At 66.7% G+C, this 17,515-nt stretch carries 18 protein-coding genes; 11 read left to right on the forward strand and 7 right to left on the reverse strand.

Annotation, left to right across the window (positions count from 1 at the left end):
• Positions 1-86: 86 nt before the first annotated feature.
• Both O1Q03_RS04335 and O1Q03_RS04340 read right to left on the reverse strand, forming a co-directional pair.
• Entirely contained in the window at positions 87-3,167 is a 3,081-nt protein-coding gene (locus tag O1Q03_RS04335) for an ATP-binding protein (RefSeq protein WP_269501804.1), read from the reverse strand.
• 162 nt (positions 3,168-3,329) lie between these two features.
• Entirely contained in the window at positions 3,330-4,052 is a 723-nt protein-coding gene (locus O1Q03_RS04340) for an AraC family ligand binding domain-containing protein (protein ID WP_269501805.1), read from the reverse strand.
• A 408-nt stretch (positions 4,053-4,460) separates the two neighbouring features.
• Between O1Q03_RS04340 and O1Q03_RS04345 the strand changes: the two genes are divergently transcribed.
• Genes O1Q03_RS04345 through atsR form a run of 3 tightly spaced genes read left to right on the forward strand, consistent with a single transcriptional unit; the run spans position 4,461 to position 7,712 of the window.
• A complete protein-coding gene (locus O1Q03_RS04345) occupies positions 4,461-5,333 on the forward strand; it encodes a helix-turn-helix domain-containing protein (protein WP_269501806.1) in 873 nt (290 codons plus the stop codon).
• 42 nt (positions 5,334-5,375) lie between these two features.
• On the forward strand, positions 5,376-5,876 hold the full coding sequence (locus tag O1Q03_RS04350) for a molybdopterin-dependent oxidoreductase (protein ID WP_269501807.1): 501 nt from the start codon (positions 5,376-5,378) through the stop codon (positions 5,874-5,876).
• A gap of 15 nt (positions 5,877-5,891) precedes the next feature.
• Positions 5,892-7,712 (forward strand): hybrid sensor histidine kinase/response regulator AtsR, encoded by a 1,821-nt coding sequence (atsR, locus tag O1Q03_RS04355; protein ID WP_269502052.1) that lies wholly within the window; start codon positions 5,892-5,894, stop codon positions 7,710-7,712.
• A 65-nt stretch (positions 7,713-7,777) separates the two neighbouring features.
• On the opposite strand, the gene O1Q03_RS04360 is transcribed toward atsR, so the two are convergent.
• The 3 genes from O1Q03_RS04360 to O1Q03_RS04370 form a co-directional block, all read right to left on the reverse strand.
• On the reverse strand, positions 7,778-8,197 hold the full coding sequence (locus O1Q03_RS04360) for a secondary thiamine-phosphate synthase enzyme YjbQ (RefSeq protein ID WP_269501809.1): 420 nt from the start codon (positions 8,195-8,197) through the stop codon (positions 7,778-7,780).
• A 10-nt stretch (positions 8,198-8,207) separates the two neighbouring features.
• On the reverse strand, positions 8,208-8,534 hold the full coding sequence (locus O1Q03_RS04365; protein ID WP_269501810.1) for a thioredoxin family protein: 327 nt from the start codon (positions 8,532-8,534) through the stop codon (positions 8,208-8,210).
• Between the two features lie 316 nt (positions 8,535-8,850).
• Entirely contained in the window at positions 8,851-10,545 is a 1,695-nt protein-coding gene (locus O1Q03_RS04370; protein ID WP_269501811.1) for an AMP-binding protein, read from the reverse strand.
• Between the two features lie 419 nt (positions 10,546-10,964).
• On the opposite strand from O1Q03_RS04370, the gene O1Q03_RS04375 reads away from it, so the two are divergent.
• The 5 genes from O1Q03_RS04375 (at position 10,965) to O1Q03_RS04395 (ending at position 13,983) form a co-directional block, all read left to right on the forward strand.
• Positions 10,965-11,297 (forward strand): DUF2322 family protein, encoded by a 333-nt coding sequence (locus O1Q03_RS04375; protein ID WP_269501812.1) that lies wholly within the window; start codon positions 10,965-10,967, stop codon positions 11,295-11,297.
• A gap of 86 nt (positions 11,298-11,383) precedes the next feature.
• The gene (locus O1Q03_RS04380) at positions 11,384-12,244 is read left to right on the forward strand and encodes a hypothetical protein (protein ID WP_269501817.1); all 861 of its coding nucleotides are present in this window, start codon (positions 11,384-11,386) and stop codon (positions 12,242-12,244) included.
• A 263-nt stretch (positions 12,245-12,507) separates the two neighbouring features.
• Positions 12,508-13,140 carry a LysE family translocator gene (locus O1Q03_RS04385; RefSeq protein ID WP_269501818.1) on the forward strand — a complete coding sequence of 211 codons (633 nt, stop codon included), beginning with the start codon at positions 12,508-12,510 and terminating at the stop codon, positions 13,138-13,140.
• Between the two features lie 200 nt (positions 13,141-13,340).
• A complete protein-coding gene (locus tag O1Q03_RS04390) occupies positions 13,341-13,709 on the forward strand; it encodes a type II toxin-antitoxin system RelE/ParE family toxin (RefSeq protein ID WP_332112511.1) in 369 nt (122 codons plus the stop codon).
• Positions 13,696-13,983: a helix-turn-helix domain-containing protein gene (locus O1Q03_RS04395; protein ID WP_269501819.1), complete on the forward strand. Its 288-nt coding sequence runs from the start codon at positions 13,696-13,698 to the stop codon at positions 13,981-13,983. The genes O1Q03_RS04390 and O1Q03_RS04395 overlap by 14 nt, the downstream gene beginning before the upstream one ends.
• A gap of 123 nt (positions 13,984-14,106) precedes the next feature.
• On the opposite strand, the gene O1Q03_RS04400 is transcribed toward O1Q03_RS04395, so the two are convergent.
• Positions 14,107-14,676: a hypothetical protein gene (locus O1Q03_RS04400; protein WP_269501820.1), complete on the reverse strand. Its 570-nt coding sequence runs from the start codon at positions 14,674-14,676 to the stop codon at positions 14,107-14,109.
• 214 nt (positions 14,677-14,890) lie between these two features.
• Positions 14,891-15,349, reverse strand: coding sequence for an Lrp/AsnC family transcriptional regulator (locus O1Q03_RS04405; RefSeq protein ID WP_098554569.1), 459 nt, complete (start codon positions 15,347-15,349; stop codon positions 14,891-14,893).
• A 126-nt stretch (positions 15,350-15,475) separates the two neighbouring features.
• On the opposite strand from O1Q03_RS04405, the gene O1Q03_RS04410 reads away from it, so the two are divergent.
• The 3 genes from O1Q03_RS04410 to surE all read left to right on the forward strand — a co-directional run bounded on the left by O1Q03_RS04410 (position 15,476) and on the right by surE (position 17,481).
• Positions 15,476-16,213, forward strand: coding sequence for an AzlC family ABC transporter permease (locus O1Q03_RS04410; protein WP_098554568.1), 738 nt, complete (start codon positions 15,476-15,478; stop codon positions 16,211-16,213).
• A complete protein-coding gene (locus O1Q03_RS04415) occupies positions 16,203-16,505 on the forward strand; it encodes an AzlD family protein (protein WP_442865742.1) in 303 nt (100 codons plus the stop codon). Before O1Q03_RS04410 ends, O1Q03_RS04415 begins: the two co-directional genes overlap by 11 nt.
• Before the next feature lie 196 nt (positions 16,506-16,701).
• On the forward strand, positions 16,702-17,481 hold the full coding sequence (gene surE, locus O1Q03_RS04420) for a 5'/3'-nucleotidase SurE (RefSeq protein WP_269501822.1): 780 nt from the start codon (positions 16,702-16,704) through the stop codon (positions 17,479-17,481).
• Positions 17,482-17,515: the final 34 nt, after the last annotated feature.

Raw genomic sequence — 17,515 nt, forward strand, 5'->3', positions numbered from 1 at the left:
CGAAATCACGCGACACCGGAACGATGCGGCGTGTCTGCCTTCCCTGTTCCGACGCCGACGATCTGGGCCGCCGTGACGTCACTTCCCTATCGTCCCGGCCAATGGGCCGTTGCGGCCATTGCGGCCGCCGTCACGCTCGACACCGGCCGCTCGACCGCCGCCCCCGCGGGAAACGCGACCCCGCGCCGCCGCGCGATGCGTGCGAGCCCCCGGCGCAGGTCGGCCAGCGTCACCGGCTTCGTCAGCACGCATTCGACGTTCGATGCCGCGTAACGCCGGGAATCGTCGGGCGCCAGATGCGACGCCACGACGATCATGTCGCACGGCAGCGCGCGCGCATGGACGGCTTCCGCCAGTTCACGGGCCGACATGTCGGGCAGGTCGGCGCCGAGCAGCAGCACGTCCCACGCGCCGGTCGCGAGCGTGTCGAGCGCGGCACCGCCGGACGACACGCATCGAACCATGCACCCGAGCACATCCAGTTGCTCGCGGAAGATCGAGCCGTTGACGGACGCATCGTCGGCGAGCAGCACGCGCGGCACACGCGCACTGGAAGCCGCTTCAACCCGACCGTCATCGACTTCGCCGGCCGGCTGGTTTCGTGGTGCAACGACTGCGACACGCGCCCGCTCGATCGCCGTGCGCAGCCCGTTCAGCGAATAGCTCGACACGCGAATCGTGCGACCCGCGACGTCCGGCTGCGGCGGACCATCCGGCGTCGCCAGCACGACCGGCGTCGCGCCGCCAAGGCTGTCGAGGTCCTCGCGCCGCCATTGGTCGGTATCGCCGACGAGCACGATCGCGTGTGCACGCGCGAGGCACCCGGCGGCAATCCCGATCGGACTCGGATGCATCGCGACATCGAAACCCCATGCGCGCAGATGCGGGAAAACGAACGTACGCCACGCGTCTTCCGCCGACACGACGATCAGCGTGCGAGCGATGGCGCCCGTGGCGATCGGGGATTTCGGTGCGATCCCCATGCCCAGCGGCAAGCGCACCGTAAACACGCTGCCGATGCGCGGCGCACTGTCGACCGAAATTGTCCCGCCCATGGCCTCGACCAGCCGATCGCACAGCGCGAGCCCGAGCCCCGTGCCGCCGTAGCGCCGCGTGATCGTCGCGTCGACCTGCGAGAACGGCTTGAAAAGCCTCGTCTGCTGTGCGCGATCGATGCCGATACCCGTGTCCTCGATGCCGATCGTGAGCTCGGGCACGCCGCGCGCGCTCCGCCCGACCGCCACGCGCGCGACGATGCGCCCTTCGCTCGTGAACTTGATCGCGTTGCTCAACAGGTTGCCGACCACCTGCGCGAGCCGGGTCGGATCGCCGCGCATGCGCTGCGCGCCGCTCGCGTCGATATCGGCGAACAGCGGCAGCCCTTTCGCCTTGGCAACCGGCGCGAATGCCGCGAGCTCGCGCTCGATCACGGCGATCACGTCGAACTCGATCGACTCGACCGACATTGCGCCGGCTTCGATCTTCGAGAAATCGAGAATGTCGCTGACGATCGCGAGCAGCCCTTCGGCCGATGCGCGCAACGTCCGCACGCGGCTTTGCTGCGATGTATCGAGCGCCGTGCGCTCGAGCAGTTCGAGATTGCCGAGGATCACATTCAGCGGCGTGCGGATCTCGTGGCTCGTCGCGGCGAGAAACGACGATTTGACGGCATTCGCCGAATCGGCCGCGCGCACCGCTTCCTCGAGCTGGTGAACGAGGCGGCGCTGCGCGCTCATGTCGGCGAACACCGCGATCAGCACGTCCTTTCCCTCGTAACGCGCGCTGTGCGCGATGATCTCCAGATGCAGCGGCGCCTCGCCGTGAGCGTCGAGCACGAGCTCGGTCATCATCGCCCGGCCGGCCCCGCCGTCGGCGACGAACGCGTCGTACTTCTCGAGCACCCGGGCGGACAGCGCGTCGGGATCGCCGCCGTGCCGCACGAGCATCTGCGTCAGCGCGTCGCTCGCGAGCATCACGCGCCGGTCGGACAGCGACACGAGACCGATGCCGACCGGCGCCATCGCGATCACGCTGCGGCACAGCGCCTCGCTGTCGAACACGCGGGCCGAGCGCGCGTAGACCGGCACGAGCACGCGCCGGTGAAAGCACACGAGGAGCAGCCACATCACGACGATCGCGACGAACGTCGCGCCCGCGAGCGCGCCCGCCTGCACGCCGATGCCGGCCATCACGTCGGCCCACGACAACGCATAGGCGATCGTCCAGCCGGTTGCCGCGAGCTTGCTGCTGAATACGATCGCGCCGTCGCGGAAAAGCGGCTCGCCCGACGGATGGCCGTCGTGCGCGATGTCGAAACTCAACAAGCGCTCGGTCAGCGCGTTCGTGCGCTCGACGTCGGGATCGATCGCGATCAGCCGGTTGTCCACCGACGTGATGAAGAACGTGCCGACCGGCGCCCGCCCGGCCAGCCACGACAGCAGATATTCAGGCGCGTATTCGGTAACCAGCACCGCGAACGGCTCGCCGCCGGCGCGCGCCTCGGCGGCAACGCGGATGCGCACCTGCCCGGTGACGGGATTGATATAGGGCGGCAGCCAGCGGACGTTCGGCCGCCCGTCGCTCGGCGGCGGGCCGTCGAATTCGATGCGCAGCGCCGCGAGGACATGCGCGCGCGCCTCGGCCGACGCGAGCGCCGGATTGTCGCGCGCCAGATGCGGGACGAAACCGAACATCGCAGTGCGCGTGCTGTAGTGGTAACCCTCGAGCGTGCGCCCGCGATTGATCGAACTCGCCGCGCCGATGCGCGACAGCAGGAACGACAGCGCGAGATAGCGCGCGACCTCGTCGCGCTGCGCGGTTTGCCCCGGCACGCCGACCACGAGCGACGGATACGGCTTGATCGCGAGTTGCTGGCCGTTGGCGAAGAACGTGTTGACGATGTCCGCCGGTGCCGGGCCGATCTCGCGCCAGATGAGTTGCGTATTCGTGACGCCGTTCCGGAACGACGTCTCGGCCATCTGCACCTCGTCGACGGCTTCCTCGACACCGTTCAGGAAATTGCGCCGCTCGCCGTCCAGGTAGCCGTAGACGATCGACGTGATCCCGAGCCCGCAGGCGATCAGGATCAGGATCGTGACGACGATGCCGCCCCCGAACATCGAGATGCTCTGGTAGCGGCGAATGGACTGAAGCGTGCTGTATGGCATGGCTCGGCGTGACGGCGCCCGGCGGACGGACATGCGGCAGATTCCCTGCCGGAACGGTCGTCACGATGGAAACACTCGGGATAGTGAGATCCGATCATGCCAAACGACACTGCGAAAATCAGGCACGCACTATCCTTTTAGTACATGTCCGATTGGTCTGAATTATTGTTTTGAACTCGAACGAACGTTGGCCTCGAAATCTTGACTCATGCGGCTGTCCGAACGGACAAGTCGCTTCGCCGGAGCGCCGCAGCCGCGCATGAAACGAAATGCCCCGGGCACAAGGTGGAGCGACGAACGGGGCGATGCAGCCGGAGCACCCGATTCGACATGCGCGGCGGCGTCAGGACAGGAGCGGCCCGCGCGCTGCCATTGCCGTTGCGCCAGCAGCCCACGCTCGGCTCGGCGCGAGTGGATTGAGTGCCGTGCGCGCGTCGCCTCACTTATGCAAGCTTCGCCAAGAAAATCGGCAACGGCGACAATAAATTCGGCGCTCGATAATTCGTCGAACTTCTCATCAATATTCATCAGCCTGTTGATTATTTCCTCAGGCAAGCGAGAGATGCCGACCACGGGGACGCGAGCAAAAGGTAGCGCTTGACCGCCCAATGCGCGCTGAATGAGCGAGGGGTCGATGTATGCAATGCGATAGGCAAAACCAAGATCCGTTGCGGCCTTGCCATCGTGAACTTCATCGGGATGCAAGATGTGGCGCTGCCCGGGCAGGCAGTATTGCTGCTCACGACGATAGCGGAAAGACTGCACTCCGCGAATGGTGCTCCCGATCGCGCAGGTGTCGTGGCGGTGCGCGTTCGCGCCTTCGCCGTTGGCTTGGCTGAGGCAGCTCGGCCGGTCTGTCGGCGGCGATGCAGTCGATACGTGCACGTCCGCGCCGGGCCGGCGTTCACGAAGATCGCGCGCATCCTGCCGTTGGCCGGGTCGTGGTAGAAGTCACCCGGATGGCGATAGCCCTTTGCGCCTTCGCTGTTGACGAGCGTCTCGAAGCCGGTTTGCGTGCGGCGAGGCGAATACAATTCGCCCACGCCGACACGCAGTCCAGGGCTCTCTCAGGCTCTCTTCGTATCGCTCGATCACTTCGTTGCAGCCGCTTTTCGCTGGGCCGACTGATGTCGACGTCGGTCCGCAAACCTGACGCGACAAACAATAGTGACGTGGTGAGCAATAATAATGGAGAAATATGGCATGTCAAGGTCAATTGCGATTTCAAAGTTTGCGTATCGCGTCACTTTTGAATATGCTCTTCGTCGCTGAAACCCGGGAGACCCCATCAAGATGTCCAATAGCGAGCAGGCCAACGTCGATCTCATTACCGCCACCAAGGTGCGCGATCTGCTGACGCGCAACGGCATTCCGCCGCGCAGCCACAACACGACGATCGCGAACGTGCTCGGCCTGAGTTTCTCGGTCGTCACGCGCAAGATGAAAGGCCTGATCCCGTGGAACCTGTCGCAGTTGCAGGACATCGCGACGCACTTCGGCGTGCCGCCCGCGATCCTGCTCGACGACAAGGGCACGCAGCCGGCCGCCGCCGAGATGATCGACGCGACGCTCGTGATCGAGTCGCGCCGCTTTCGCTGCCGCGCGGCGATCTCGTCGAAGGCCAGCAGCCAGATCGACACGGATTTCGTCGCGCTGCAGTCGGACGGCGAATGGATCGTCACCGAACGCCAGCACGCGCGCGAAGGCCGCACGTATCCGGTCGACGTCGTCGAGCTGCGCTCGAGCCAGCCGAACGTGTATGCGGCGCGCATCGCGGTGGTCGACGATTCGCAGGACGTCGCCGAAACCCTGTGCGAATACTTCGTCGAAAAAGGCGTGAACGCGATCCCGTACTATGACGGCGCATCGTTCCGCAAGGCGCTGGAGTTCGAGGATTTCGACGGCTACATCCTCGACTGGATGCTCGGCGACCAGACGGCCGGCGATCTCGTGCGCGGCATCCGCTCGAGCGAGAACGGCGGCGCGCCGATCTTCCTGCTCACCGGCAAGATCTCGACCGGCGAAGCGAGCGAGGACGAGATCGCGCACATCGTGTCGCACTACAACGCGCGCTGCGAGGAAAAGCCCGTGCGCCTGCCGATCCTGTTCGCCGAAGTGGCGCGCGAACTGAAGATCGCGCTGCCGGCCGCCTCCGCGGCGAGCTGACGCCCCGACGAAAATCCACCATTACGCCTACGAGGAAAACACATGCGCATTTCGACGATGTGGATGAAGAGCGTGGCCGCGGCAGCCCTGCTCGGCATGGCCGCCGCGAGCTGGGCCGCATCCTTCACGTTCACCGTCAGCGGCAACATCGGCCGCAGCAATCAGCCCGACAAAGCGACGTTCGTCTTTTCCGAGCAGGCGCTGATGGCGCTGCCGCAGCACAAGATCGTCACGTCGACGAGCTGGACGCCGACGGCGACCTTCACCGGCCCGAGGCTGTCCGACGTGCTGAAGACGGTCGACGCGCACGGCACGGAGATCGAATTCCGCTGCATCGACGAATACACGTTCACGATCCCGGTCTCGGACGCCGACAAGTACGGCGTGATCCTCGCGCGCACGATGAACGGCAAGGTGCTCGACAACGACAACTACGGGCCGCTGTGGGTCATGTATCCGCGCGACCAGTATCCCGACCAGCTGAAGACGCCGCTCGGCGAAGCGAAGTTCGCGTGGCAGATCATCGGCCTGACCGTGAAGTAAGCGCGCGAAATGAGGCTGACGCGCGGACGATGGAAGAACCACAAACTCATCGTGGTTCTGGGAACGCTGTGGATCGCGGGATTCGCGGCGTGGGCGTTCCTGCTGTCGGACCTGCTCGCGACATCGGTCAACGAGGGGGTGCTCGAAGGGCCGCGCGAAGGCGTGTTCTGGACCGCCGCGCAATACCGGAACGTCTATACGCGCTTCGACCGCCAGCTGATTCTCTACGCGACGCACGTCGACGACGACTTCGATCACGTGCAGATGCAGCTCGACAGCCTGTCGGTGTCGTTCGGGTTCCTGCAGCGGCCGTCCGAGGTGTCCGAATACTGGCTGCGGATCCCGCGGGCACGCGACGAAATCGCGGTGCTCGGCAAATTCATGACGCACCTGAAGCACGACGTGCCGCTGCTGCGGACGGCACCGCGCGATGCGCCGCGCGTGATCGACGAGGTCAACGGGTACTGGCCGAAGGTCAACGGCCTCGCGAACTATTTCCGCGCGATCGAGATGTCGCAGCGCGACTTCACGTTCCATCAGCTGAAGGAGAAGCAGCAGGCGATACTGGCGCTCGGCATCATTCTCGGCGTGATCCTGTGCGCGCTGTTCCTGCTGTTGTTCTATACGATGCGTACGCGCGACGACCTGCTCGAGCGGCAGGACGCCGCGCTCGACGCGGAACGCAAGGCGTCCGATCGCGCGTTCGAGATGATCGAGGCGAAGAATGCGTTCCTCGGGATGGTCAGTCACGAACTGCGCACGCCGCTGCAGGCGATCTGCGGGTCGATCGAGATCCTGCTCGCGCGGCCGCAGTCCGACGCGAACCTGAAGACGATCCGGCGGCTGCAGAACTCCGCGTCGTCGCTCGAAGCGCTGGTCAAGGACCTGACCGACTACATCAAGCTGCGCTCGACCAAGCGCCTCGCCGAATCGGAAACGGTCGTGATGGCGTCGCTGCTCGCCGAGGTACTCGACCCGCTGCGCAAGAAGATCGCGGCCAAGCGGATCGAGGTCGTGCAGCAAGTCGCGCCGCATGAGCTCGCGATCCGCTCCGATCGCAAGCTGTTGCGGCAGGTGCTGTCGAACCTGATCGAGAATTCGGTCAAGTACACCGTCGACGGAACGGTCCACGTATCGATCGCGCTCGCCGATGCGCCGGCCGGGCGGCAACTGAAGCTTGTCGTGCGCGACACCGGCGCCGGCATCGCGAAGCAGCATCTGCCGAAAATCTTCGAGCCGTTCTATCGCGCGAACGACGCGGTCGGCCTGCATGTGGACGGGATCGGCATGGGGCTCGCCGTCGTGCGCGAGATCGTGACGACGCTGCGCGGGCATGTGGACGTGCGCAGTGTCGTCGGCGAAGGCAGCGAGTTCGTCGTGACGCTGCCCGCCGATACGCCCGATGCGCCCGACGCCGCCGAAACGGCCGGCGACGCGCCCGCACGGGCCGCGCTCGCCACGCATCGCAATCGGCGCGCGCTCGTCGTCGACGACAACGACAACGCGCGCGAGACGCTCGGCGCGATGCTGTCCGCGCTGGGCGTCGACGCCGATCTGTGCGGCACCGGGCACGAAGGCATCGCGCGCTTCGGCGAAGGACACTACGATCTCGTGGTGCTCGATCTCGAACTGCCGGACCTGAGCGGCTTCGAAGTCGCGCAGCGGATCCGGACGGTCGCGCAGCCGGACGACGACGGGCGGCTCCCGTCACTGCTCGGCGTCAGCGCATACGAATCGGCCGCGCTGAGCCAGAACCGGCGCGTGTTCGACGCATTCCTGCCGAAGCCGGTGCACCTGAGCGAACTCGGCGCGCTCGTCGAGCAGCTGTTCGCCTGAACGACGCGGGCATGGCCGCATGGGGCGTCGGCCGCGCCCGCTTCTGCGCCCCCTTCTGCGCCCGCCTACTCGCCGATCAGATGCAGCACGATGTCGCGCCGATGCGGCGCGCGACGATGCTCGAACAGGTAGATGCCCTGCCAGGTGCCGAGCACCATGCGCCCATGTTCGACCGGGATCGACAGCTGCACCTGCGTGAGCGCCGTGCGCAGATGCGCGGGCATGTCGTCGGCGCCCTCGGTGTCGTGCTCGTAGCGCGTCTCGTCCTCGGGCGCGAGCGTTGCGAAGTAGCGTTCGAGATCGCGCTGCACCGACGGATCGGCATTCTCCTGGATCAGCAGCGACGCGGACGTATGGCGGCAGAACACGGTCAGCAAGCCGGTGCGGATCGTCTGCTGGTCGACGAATGCCCGCACCTGCGCCGTGAACTCGACGAGGCCGCTGCCGCGTGTATCGACGCCGACGTGCGTGATGGCCTGTTGCATGATCGCGACCTCAGGCGAGCGCCGCGAAGCCGTCGGCTTCGATCTGCTTCGCATTGGCCGGGCGCACCACGCGCGCGACTTCCACCCCGTCGCGCAGGAACACCAGCGTCGGCCACAGCTTCACGCCGAACGAACGGCCGAGCGGACGGCCGGGGCCGTCCTCGATCTTCAGATGGCGCACGGCGGGATGCGCGGACAACGACGTGACGATCGCCGGCTGCGCGGCCGCGCAGATGCCGCACCAGTTCGCGCCGAATTCGATGACGGTGGCACCGGCCAGTGCGTCGACTTCCGCACGTGTCGGTGCGTTGGCGGTGTAGCGTTGCTCAATGTCCATCGGGCCCTCGTATGCAATGGCGGAGTGGCCGCGGCGCAACCCGTGCGGGCTGCTTGCGCGACCGGTGATTTCTTACTCTAGCGGAAAAGTGCGGGCGATGCCGATGCTGCGGGTGCCTGTGCCGGTGCCGGTGCCTGTGCCTGTGCAGATGCCGTTGCCGACGCGGGTGCGTACGTGCGTGTGAGTGCCGGCGAGTGCGGGCCACCCAGCGCGCGCCGCGCCGGTCGAATGAGTGCGGCGGTCGGCCAGCAATCGACGGGCGCGGCGTGCCGTCCCGGTGCGTGTATCGCAGTCCGGATCATCGCGTGCGCGACCGCTAGCTTTCCCAGACGACCGGCTGCCCGAGCGCGGCCCATCCGTCCGCACGCGGCGCATAACGCGCCTCGATCGCGCTGCGCCGGATCTTCAGCGTCGGCGTCAGCAACGCATTCTCGGCCGTCCATGTGTCATTGACGACGACGACGAACTGCAGCCGCTCGTGCGCGGACGCGTCGGCATTGACGCGCTCGCGCAGCGCGGCGAACTCGCGCGTCAACGTCGCCCGGTCGAGCCGGCCGGCCGCCATCGCGATGCGCGTGTCGGCCGATGGCATCAGCAGCGCGAACGGCATGGCCAGCCCCGCACCCGCGACGCACACGGCCTCGAGCAGCGGATGCGTCGCGAGCCATTGCTCGATGGGCGCGGGCGCGACGTATTCGCCCTTGAGCGTCTTGAACGCATCCTTGATGCGCCCCGTGATCCGCAGAAAGCCCTCTGCGTCGATTTCGCCGCAATCGCCGGTCCGGAAATAGCCGTCCGCCGTCATCTGCCGCGCGGTGAGCTCGGGGTCCTTGTAGTACCCCAGCATCTGGGTCGGACATTTCACTTCGATCTCGCCGCCGGCGCCGATGCGGGCAGCCACGCCGACCTGCGGCCGGCCGACGGTACCCACGCGCGGGCAACCCGGCAGATTGGTATGCGAGATCGCGAAGTTCTCGGTCATTCCGTAGACGTCGATCAGTTCGAGGCCGAGATCGCGATACCAGCGCATCAGGCTGTCCGGCAGCGGCGCGGACGACGTAAACGCGAGACGGACCTGATCGAGACCGAGTTCGCGCAGGATCTTGCGCTTGACGATCCGCCCGAGCACCGGCACCGCGAACAGCCAGCGCTGCGTGGCCGGCGGGATCTTGTCGTTGACGCCGAGATGGAACTTCGTCCATAGCCGCGGCACCGAGAAGAAGATGGTCGGGCGCGCGCGCTTGAGATCGTCGACGAACGTCGCCAGCGAGTCGGCGAAGAACACGCGATAGCCGAACGCGAGCGACGCGACTTCGACCGCCGCGCGCTCGGCCGCATGCGCAAGCGGCAGATACGAAAAGCCGCGCGCGGTGGGCCGCGTATCCCAGTGTCCGCTGCGCAGCATCGCGAGATACGCGCCCACGAAACTGCGGTGCGACAGCACCACGCCTTTCGGCTGCCCGGTGGTGCCCGACGTATAGATGATCGTCACCGGATCGTCGAGTGCCGGCAACGGCACGTCGGCGAGCGGCGCATGCGTGATCAGCATGTCGCGCCATTGAAGGATGTCCCGACGCGGCGACAACGGCAGCGCCACCTGCGGCAAATCGGGCGGCAGGCTCTCGCGAATGTGCGTCCAGTTGTCGTTGATGCCGTCGAGCTTGCCGAGCAGCAGCAGCCTCGCGTCGCTGTGCCTCAGCACGTAGCGCACCGACTCGGCGCTGAATGCCGGATACAGCGGCACGCTGACCATGCCGGCCATCATGATGGCCAGATCCGCGATGATCCAGTGCGCGCTGTTGCGGCCCAGCAGCGCGATACGGCTGCCCTTCGGCAAGCCCAGAGACAGCAGATACATGGCCGCGCGACGCGCCTGGTCGCCGACCTCGCCCCAGGTGTAATCGACGGCCGACTCGCCGGGTCCGGGCTGTGTCAGATACGCGTCGTAGCGACGCTCGCGCTCCCAATTAATAAAGCGCTCCAGTACGGTCGCATCGTCCGCGAGTGTCATCGCAAGTCTCCGTGTCCCCCGACGGTCCGGTTCGATTTCGCTGGCCTCGCGTGTTCGACCGGTTATTCGTGATGAATCGCTGCGGGTGCGGCGCGCGCGACCCGGGGCGCTGCACCCGCATCGACTGCGCACTTCGCCTCTTTCGATATTTATTCAGGAGTTCGACCTTGTTCACGACTGTCGTCGTCTACGGTATTTCATGATCACACGTTGTGCAAGATTCGCTCCCGCCGCCGCGCCCGAACAATCGTCACATGAATTCACGCCGATGCGCGCCGACACGGGCCGACATGGGCCGACACGAACCGGACCGTCGGGCCGTGCCGCGCAACGCTGCACGGCACGGCCCGCGACGCCATCGGATAAGATACGGCCGGCCAAGCTGATTGGCCCATGACCGAACCGACGGAGTGTTTCCAGTGATTCAACCGACCCAAGTATTCAAGGACAACCTCGCGCAACTGCCGGCCATCGACGGCATCGCGCGCATCGATCTCGTCGGCGCCAACGGCGACGTGGTCGCCAGCATCGAGAACCAGCCGGGCAAGCAAGGCTCGCTCGCGGTGTACAACTATCTGAAGCAGGCGTTCGGCACGCTCGACGCGAAGGCGGCCGAGCATGGCCTCGCCGTGTTCGCGGAACATACCGCCGACGCTCGCAATCGCCCCGGCGCGCACCCGAACGTCGATCGACTGCTGGCGATCGTCGACGGCGGCGAAGCGCTGCGGATCGACGTGGTCGCGAACGGCTGAGTCGCACCGCGACGGGCCGCACTGCGGCGCGCGTGCATTCGTGAAACCCGCGATCGTCGCGTCGGCCCTCTTTTCCCGGAGATCACGTGCCCCGTATTCTTGCCCGGCTGTTTGCCCGCCGCATCGTATCGATCGCGGCGCTCGCGTGCATTGCCGCCGGCGGCGCGGCAGCGGCCGATACGCTGCGGACGGCGTCCGATATCGCGGGCGCGTCGTTGGTCCCGCTCGGCGCGCTGCCGCGCTCGCCGGAGAATGGCTCGCTCGACGAATTTTGCGGGCGATATCGCGTGAAGGCCGCCACCGCGGCCGGCCGCGACGTCGCGAAGCGCGGCTGGCTCGTGACGTCCGAAGCACCGCTCGGCCGCTACACGGTCGTCACGTTCGCGAGCGGCTTCCAGGCCGGCACGAGCGCGATCTGTCATGCGCGCAACGCCAACATCGGCGTGTTCGACGGCACGGCGCTCGTCGCGCTCGGCTACACGGCCCGTGCGGCCCGCTGGCAACTCGGCCCGGTCGATCAGCTCGAAAGCGGCGCACTGCTGGTCTGGGGCGGCGACGGCCCTGCGCCGCCCGTCGGCGAACTGCGCGAAGAGAACGGCGGCTTGCGGCTGACCGCGGTCGCCGCCGAACGCACGTACTGCCACGGGCGGGCGGTCGTGCCGAACGTCTACGGGAAGCCGCTCGACGCGGCGCGCAAGATCCTGATCTCGCATGGCTGGCAGCCGCTGCGTCCGCATGAGAAGCCGGACCCGATGGACGGCGCGGCGACGCTCGCGAAACACGGGATCATCGAAGCCGAAGCATGTTCGGGCACCGGCATGGGGTATTGCGCGTTGCGGTATCGAAGCGCGGCCGGCGTGCTTGGTGTGACGACGGTCGGCGGCGAGCCGGACACGCCGTCCGCGAATACCGTGATCGATTATCAGGTGGCGTGCCGGAAGCAGTAGCCGGCGCGGGCGGGCGTCGTCGTGCCGGCGCGGTGCGGGCGTCGGGCGCCGTGCCTCGGGCGCCGTGCCTCGGGCGTCGTGCCTCGCGCCTCGGGCGTCGGGCGTCGGGCGTCGCGCGGGCGTCGTCTCGGCGATCAGCCGAATCCATCGGCCACCCGCCGCTCCAAAGCGTCGAACCATCTGCCGTTCGGTCGATTGACCCTCGCTGCCGCCGCTCCTAAACTGGCCTCCCTTTCACGCCTCTCCAGCCCAAAGGGACGCCGATGATCGACCTCTCCACGCTCGCGCTCTTCTCCGGCGCGTGTCTCGCGCTGACCGCCACACCGGGCCCCGACATGCTGCTGATCGCGTCGCGCAGCGTGAGCCAGGGCCGCCGTGCGGGATTCGCCACGCTCGCCGGCATCCAGGCCGGCACGTACTGCCACGCGCTCGCGGCCGCGCTCGGGCTGTCGCAGCTCTTCGTCGCGGTGCCGATCGCCTATGACGCCGTGCGCTTCGCGGGCGCCGCCTATCTGCTGTATCTCGCATGGAAGACTTTCCGCTCCGATGCGACGGCACTGTCGCCCATTGCGTCGCAACGTCGCCACTCGACCGTCGCGATTTTCCGTCAGGGCCTGACAACGAACCTGCTGAATCCGAAGATGGCGTTGTTCGTGCTCGCGCTGTTCCCACAGTTCGTGCAGCCTGAGCACGGGTCGATCGCCGTGCAGATTCTCGTGCTCGCGACGGTGCTCAACCTGATCGGGATCGTCGTCAACGGCGCGGTGATTCTGTCCGCGAGCCGGCTGAGCCAGCGGCTCGGCGCGCGCCGGCGGCCGTCCAAGCTGCCGCAGTATCTGCTCGGCACGGTGTTCGTGGGGTTGGCCGCGCGGCTCGCGGTGGCCGGGCGGAACTGACGCTGTCGACCGCCGCAATCGCCTCCGGCAGTTCTTTCAACGGGCGCAGTCCGCAGTGATACCGCGGCGCGCCGCGCGCGCTTCGGCCCACCCCGAATCCGGCCGGGCCTTCCGCTTTTAGTCGAGTCCCCCCAAAGCGACTCCTGACGTCGCGAACGCGACCGGCCGCCTGCATTCGCCGCCGCGGCCAGGAATCGTGCTTGTGTCGACATAACATATTTGTTACTATGATGCCTACCGCGTATGAGATTCAGTTCTTCAATGCGCGCGTCGAGACGGGAGTCCTCACGTTACCGAAGACGCTGCTCGCCCGTTTTTTCGCGCTCGCTGACCGCATGGAGCAGTACGGCCCGAACCTCGGCGAGCCGCACACGCAGTCGATGGGCAACGGGCTGTACGAAATGCGGCTCAAGGGCGCAGCAGGCATCGCGCGAGTGTTCTACTGCGCGATCGTCGACCGGCGTATCGTCATGCTTCATTGTTTCGTGAAGAAGACGCAAAAGACGCCCCGGAAAGAACTGGAAACCGCGCGCCGCCGACTCAAGGAGGTTCAAGATGGCAACGTATAAGGAACTGCGCGAGCGCGCGCTGTCCGACCCCGAGGTGCGCGCCGAATACGAACGGCTGAACCGCGAAGACCTCGCACTGCTCGACGCGATGCTCGCTGCGCGGCGCGACGCCGGGCTGTCGCAAGCCGATGTCGCCGAGCGCATGGGCACCAAGGCACCGGCGGTCACGCGCCTCGAGCGCGCGCTCGCAACGGGTCAGCATTCACCGTCCATCGATACGTTGCGCAAGTACGCGGCAGCCTGTGGCAAGAAACTCGTGATCTCGTTCGCTTGAATCACCGCACCCGGCCGGCAATTCGCGTCGCCGCGTAGCGGATTCCGATACCGGCGCGCGACAGCAACAGACAACAAGCAACGGGCAACAAGTAGCGAGCAACGACCAACGAGCAAGCAGCGTTCAGCGATTCGCGCCGAGCGCGACGCGCAGCCGCTCCATCAACCGCGTGTAGTGCTCCACCACGTCGGCCTTGTCGGTCACGTTCGCGGTCGAGAAACGCTCGACCCATGCCGGCTTCCATTCATAAGTGCCGTGCACGCGGCGGTCGCCGTCCGGCGCCTGGATCAGCGAACGGATCCGCGCATCGCGCCCCGGCCCCGTATGCATCTCGAACAACGCGTGGATGAACGTGTGATACGCGTCGTACACGTCGTCGTCGAACAGGTAGCGATAGATGTGAAACGTGCGATCGAGCTCGCGCTTCGCGCGGATCACGTCGTCCGGCGAGATGTCCTTCCAGTAGCCGATCCACGTGTAGAAGCACAGCAGCGCATTGAGCTGCGGCGCGACCGTGTCGTACAGCGTGAGCCGCTTCTCGATCAGCCGCTGGTTGGTCCACTGCACGAGCTCGAGCCGCTTCAGCCGGCGCGCGACGAGCCAGCCGAGACACGCGACCGACAACGGCGTCAGCACGCCGAGCACGAGCTTGACGATTTCCAGCGAATTCCACGGATTGTTGAATGGCTGCATGCGCGACCCGACGAAAAAACGCAGCGACCTGCGAAGAACGTCGCGCATCGCGCCCGCCCGATCGCTACGCGGATGACCGTTAGTTGCTTGCTCGCGCGACGCCGGACAGCGATGCATCCGGCGTGCGGCGAAGCGGCTTGTTTCGCGAGTTTATCGGGGGATTGTCACCGGCCGATGACCTTTGTCGCCGCCGTCGCCATCCGCCCGCATCGCGTTACGTCGGCAGCGCCGACGTGAGCTTGATCTTCTGCATCGGGATGTCGGTCTTCACGCTGAGCACGCCCGGAATGCGCGTCAGGTATTCCATCTGGAAGCGCCGATAGTCGTCGATGTCGGCCGCCACCACGCGCAGCAGGAAATCGCAGTCGCCGGCCATCAGATGGCATTCGACGACTTCCGGCATCTGCTGGACGGCCTCCGCGAAGCGGTTCACGGTTCCCGCGTCCTGCCCCTTGAGCCAGACGCGCGTGAAGATCGTCAGCCCCTTGCCCACCTTCGCCGGGTTCAGCACGGCCACGTATTTCTCGATCACGCCCGCTTCCTCGAGCAGCCGCACACGGCGCAGGCACGGCGACGGCGACAGCCCGACCTCGTGCGCGAGTTCCACGTTCTGCATGCGGCCGTCGCGCTGGAGCGCGCTCAGGATCCGGCGGTCGATAGCGTCAAGCTTCATTGGCACCCAATTCCAAAAAAATCTCGAATCACACGTTGAATGCCAAATTCTCAGGAATATCTGGCCACAACGCAACCCGATTCGAGTCAAAAAAGCAGACAATCCTCGTCCCCCGAAGGAGGAGTAATGAGCAGTAGCGTTTCAACGTCGTCCGGGCTTCGCGACAAGCCCGCCTATGTCGCCGAGATGGGTCGCGGATTGCGCGCGGCGCTGCCCGTCATGCTGGGTTTCGTGCCGTTCGCGCTGGTGCTGGGCGCGCAGGCCGCGCAAAAAGGGCTGAGCCTGTTCGAGGTGCCGATGATGACGGGCCTGAACTTCGGCGGCGGCTCCGAATTCGCGGCGATCCACCTGTGGACGTCGCCGCCGCACATCGCGCTGATCGTCGCGATGTCATTCCTCGTGAATTCGCGCCACATCCTGATGGGTGCGGCGTTCGAGCCGTACATCCGGCGCCTGCCGCGCCGCCGCGCGTTCGCCGCGTTGTTCTTCATGTGCGACGAGAGCTGGGCGATGTCGCTCGCCGACGCGCGCTCGCGCTCGGCCACGCATATCAGCGTGCCGTATTACGCGGGCGTGTGTTCCGGGCTCTACCTGACGTGGATCTCGATGACGACGCTCGGCGCCGCGGTCGGCCCGACGATCGGCAACGTCGAGCAGTACGGCTTCGACATGGCGTTCACGGCCGTGTTTCTGGTGCTGCTGCGCGGGATGTGGAAAGGCATGCGCGCGAGCCGTCCGTGGTTCGTGAGCCTCGTCGTCGCGGCGGCCACGCATCTGGCCGTGCCCGGCGCGTGGTACGTCGCGGCCGGCGCATGCGCGGGCCTGATCGCCGCGCTGCTGTGGGAGCCGCGCGATGCTGCCTGATTTCGCGACGGTGGCGACCATCGTGCTGATGGCGTCGACGACCTACCTGTCGCGCGTGCTCGGCTACGTGCTGCTGCGCAACCGCACGCTGAGCCCGCGGATGGCGTCGGTGATGGAGAACGTGCCGGGCTGCGTGCTGATCTCGGTGATCGCGCCGGCCTTCGTGTCGACGCGCCCGGCCGACCTGCTCGCGCTCGCCGTCACGCTGCTCGCGGCGACGCGCCTGTCGATCCTGCCGACCGTGATCGTCGGCGTCGCGTCGGCCGGCCTGCTGCGGCATCTGCTCGGGTAGCGCGCAAAACGCGCTTCCGACCGGCCGCACGGGCGGCTTTCGAATCCGGGAACGGACGCGCGATGCGCCCGTTTTCGCGTCCGCACGCCCCGTGCGGCCCTGCTCGACACGACACGCGGTGCGACGGGATGCTAGCCTTGCGGATGTACCTGCGATGCCGTTCCCGTCTCATTGCCTACCTGCGAGGATCATCCCGATGCAAGAAACCCGCCCGCTGTTCGACCGCGTCCTGCTCACCAACGACGACGGATTCGACGCCCCCGGCCTTGAAGTGCTCGAACAAGTCGCCACGCAACTGGCGCGCGAAGTCTGGATCGTCGCGCCGGCGGAGGACCAGAGCGGCACGTCGCATTCGCTGAGCCTGCACGAGCCGCTGCGCGTGCATCGCAAGGGCGAGCGCCGCTTCGCGGTGCGCGGCACGCCGGGCGATTGCGTCGCGATCGCGGTCAGCCACCTGATGAAGGACGCGCGGCCCGACTTCGTGCTGTCCGGCGTGAATCGCGGTGGGAACCTCGGTACCGAAACGGTGTTCTCGGGCACGGTCGGCGCCGCGATGACGAGCATGCTGGTCGGCGTGCCGGCGATCGCGCTGAGCCAGGCGTTCAGCGACCGCAACGCGGTGCCGTGGAATACGGCGCTCACGCATGCGCCGGACGTGATTCGCCGGCTCGTCGCGGCCGGCTGGGACAGCGACGCGTGCCTGAACGTGAATTTCCCGCCGCGGCCGGCCGACGACGTGCGCGGCCTGAAGGTGACGAACCAGGGCGCCGGCACGCTGCAGGGCGTCGAGATCGTGTCGGGGCGCGACCCGCGCGACATCGAATACCACTGGCTGAAGCTGGCCCGCAGGCCGCGCGACGACGATGCGAATTCCGAAACGGTCGCGCTCGGCGAAGGCTATATCGCAGTCACGCCGCTGAAGTTCGAACGCACGCACGACCACGCGCTTGCGCGGCTGCGGGCGAATCTCGGCTGACGTCGGGATCGGTGAAGCCGGGATCGGTGAAGCC

The sequence above is a fragment of the Burkholderia sp. IMCC1007 genome (assembly GCF_027257875.1).
Classification (GTDB): Bacteria; Pseudomonadota; Gammaproteobacteria; order Burkholderiales; family Burkholderiaceae; genus Burkholderia.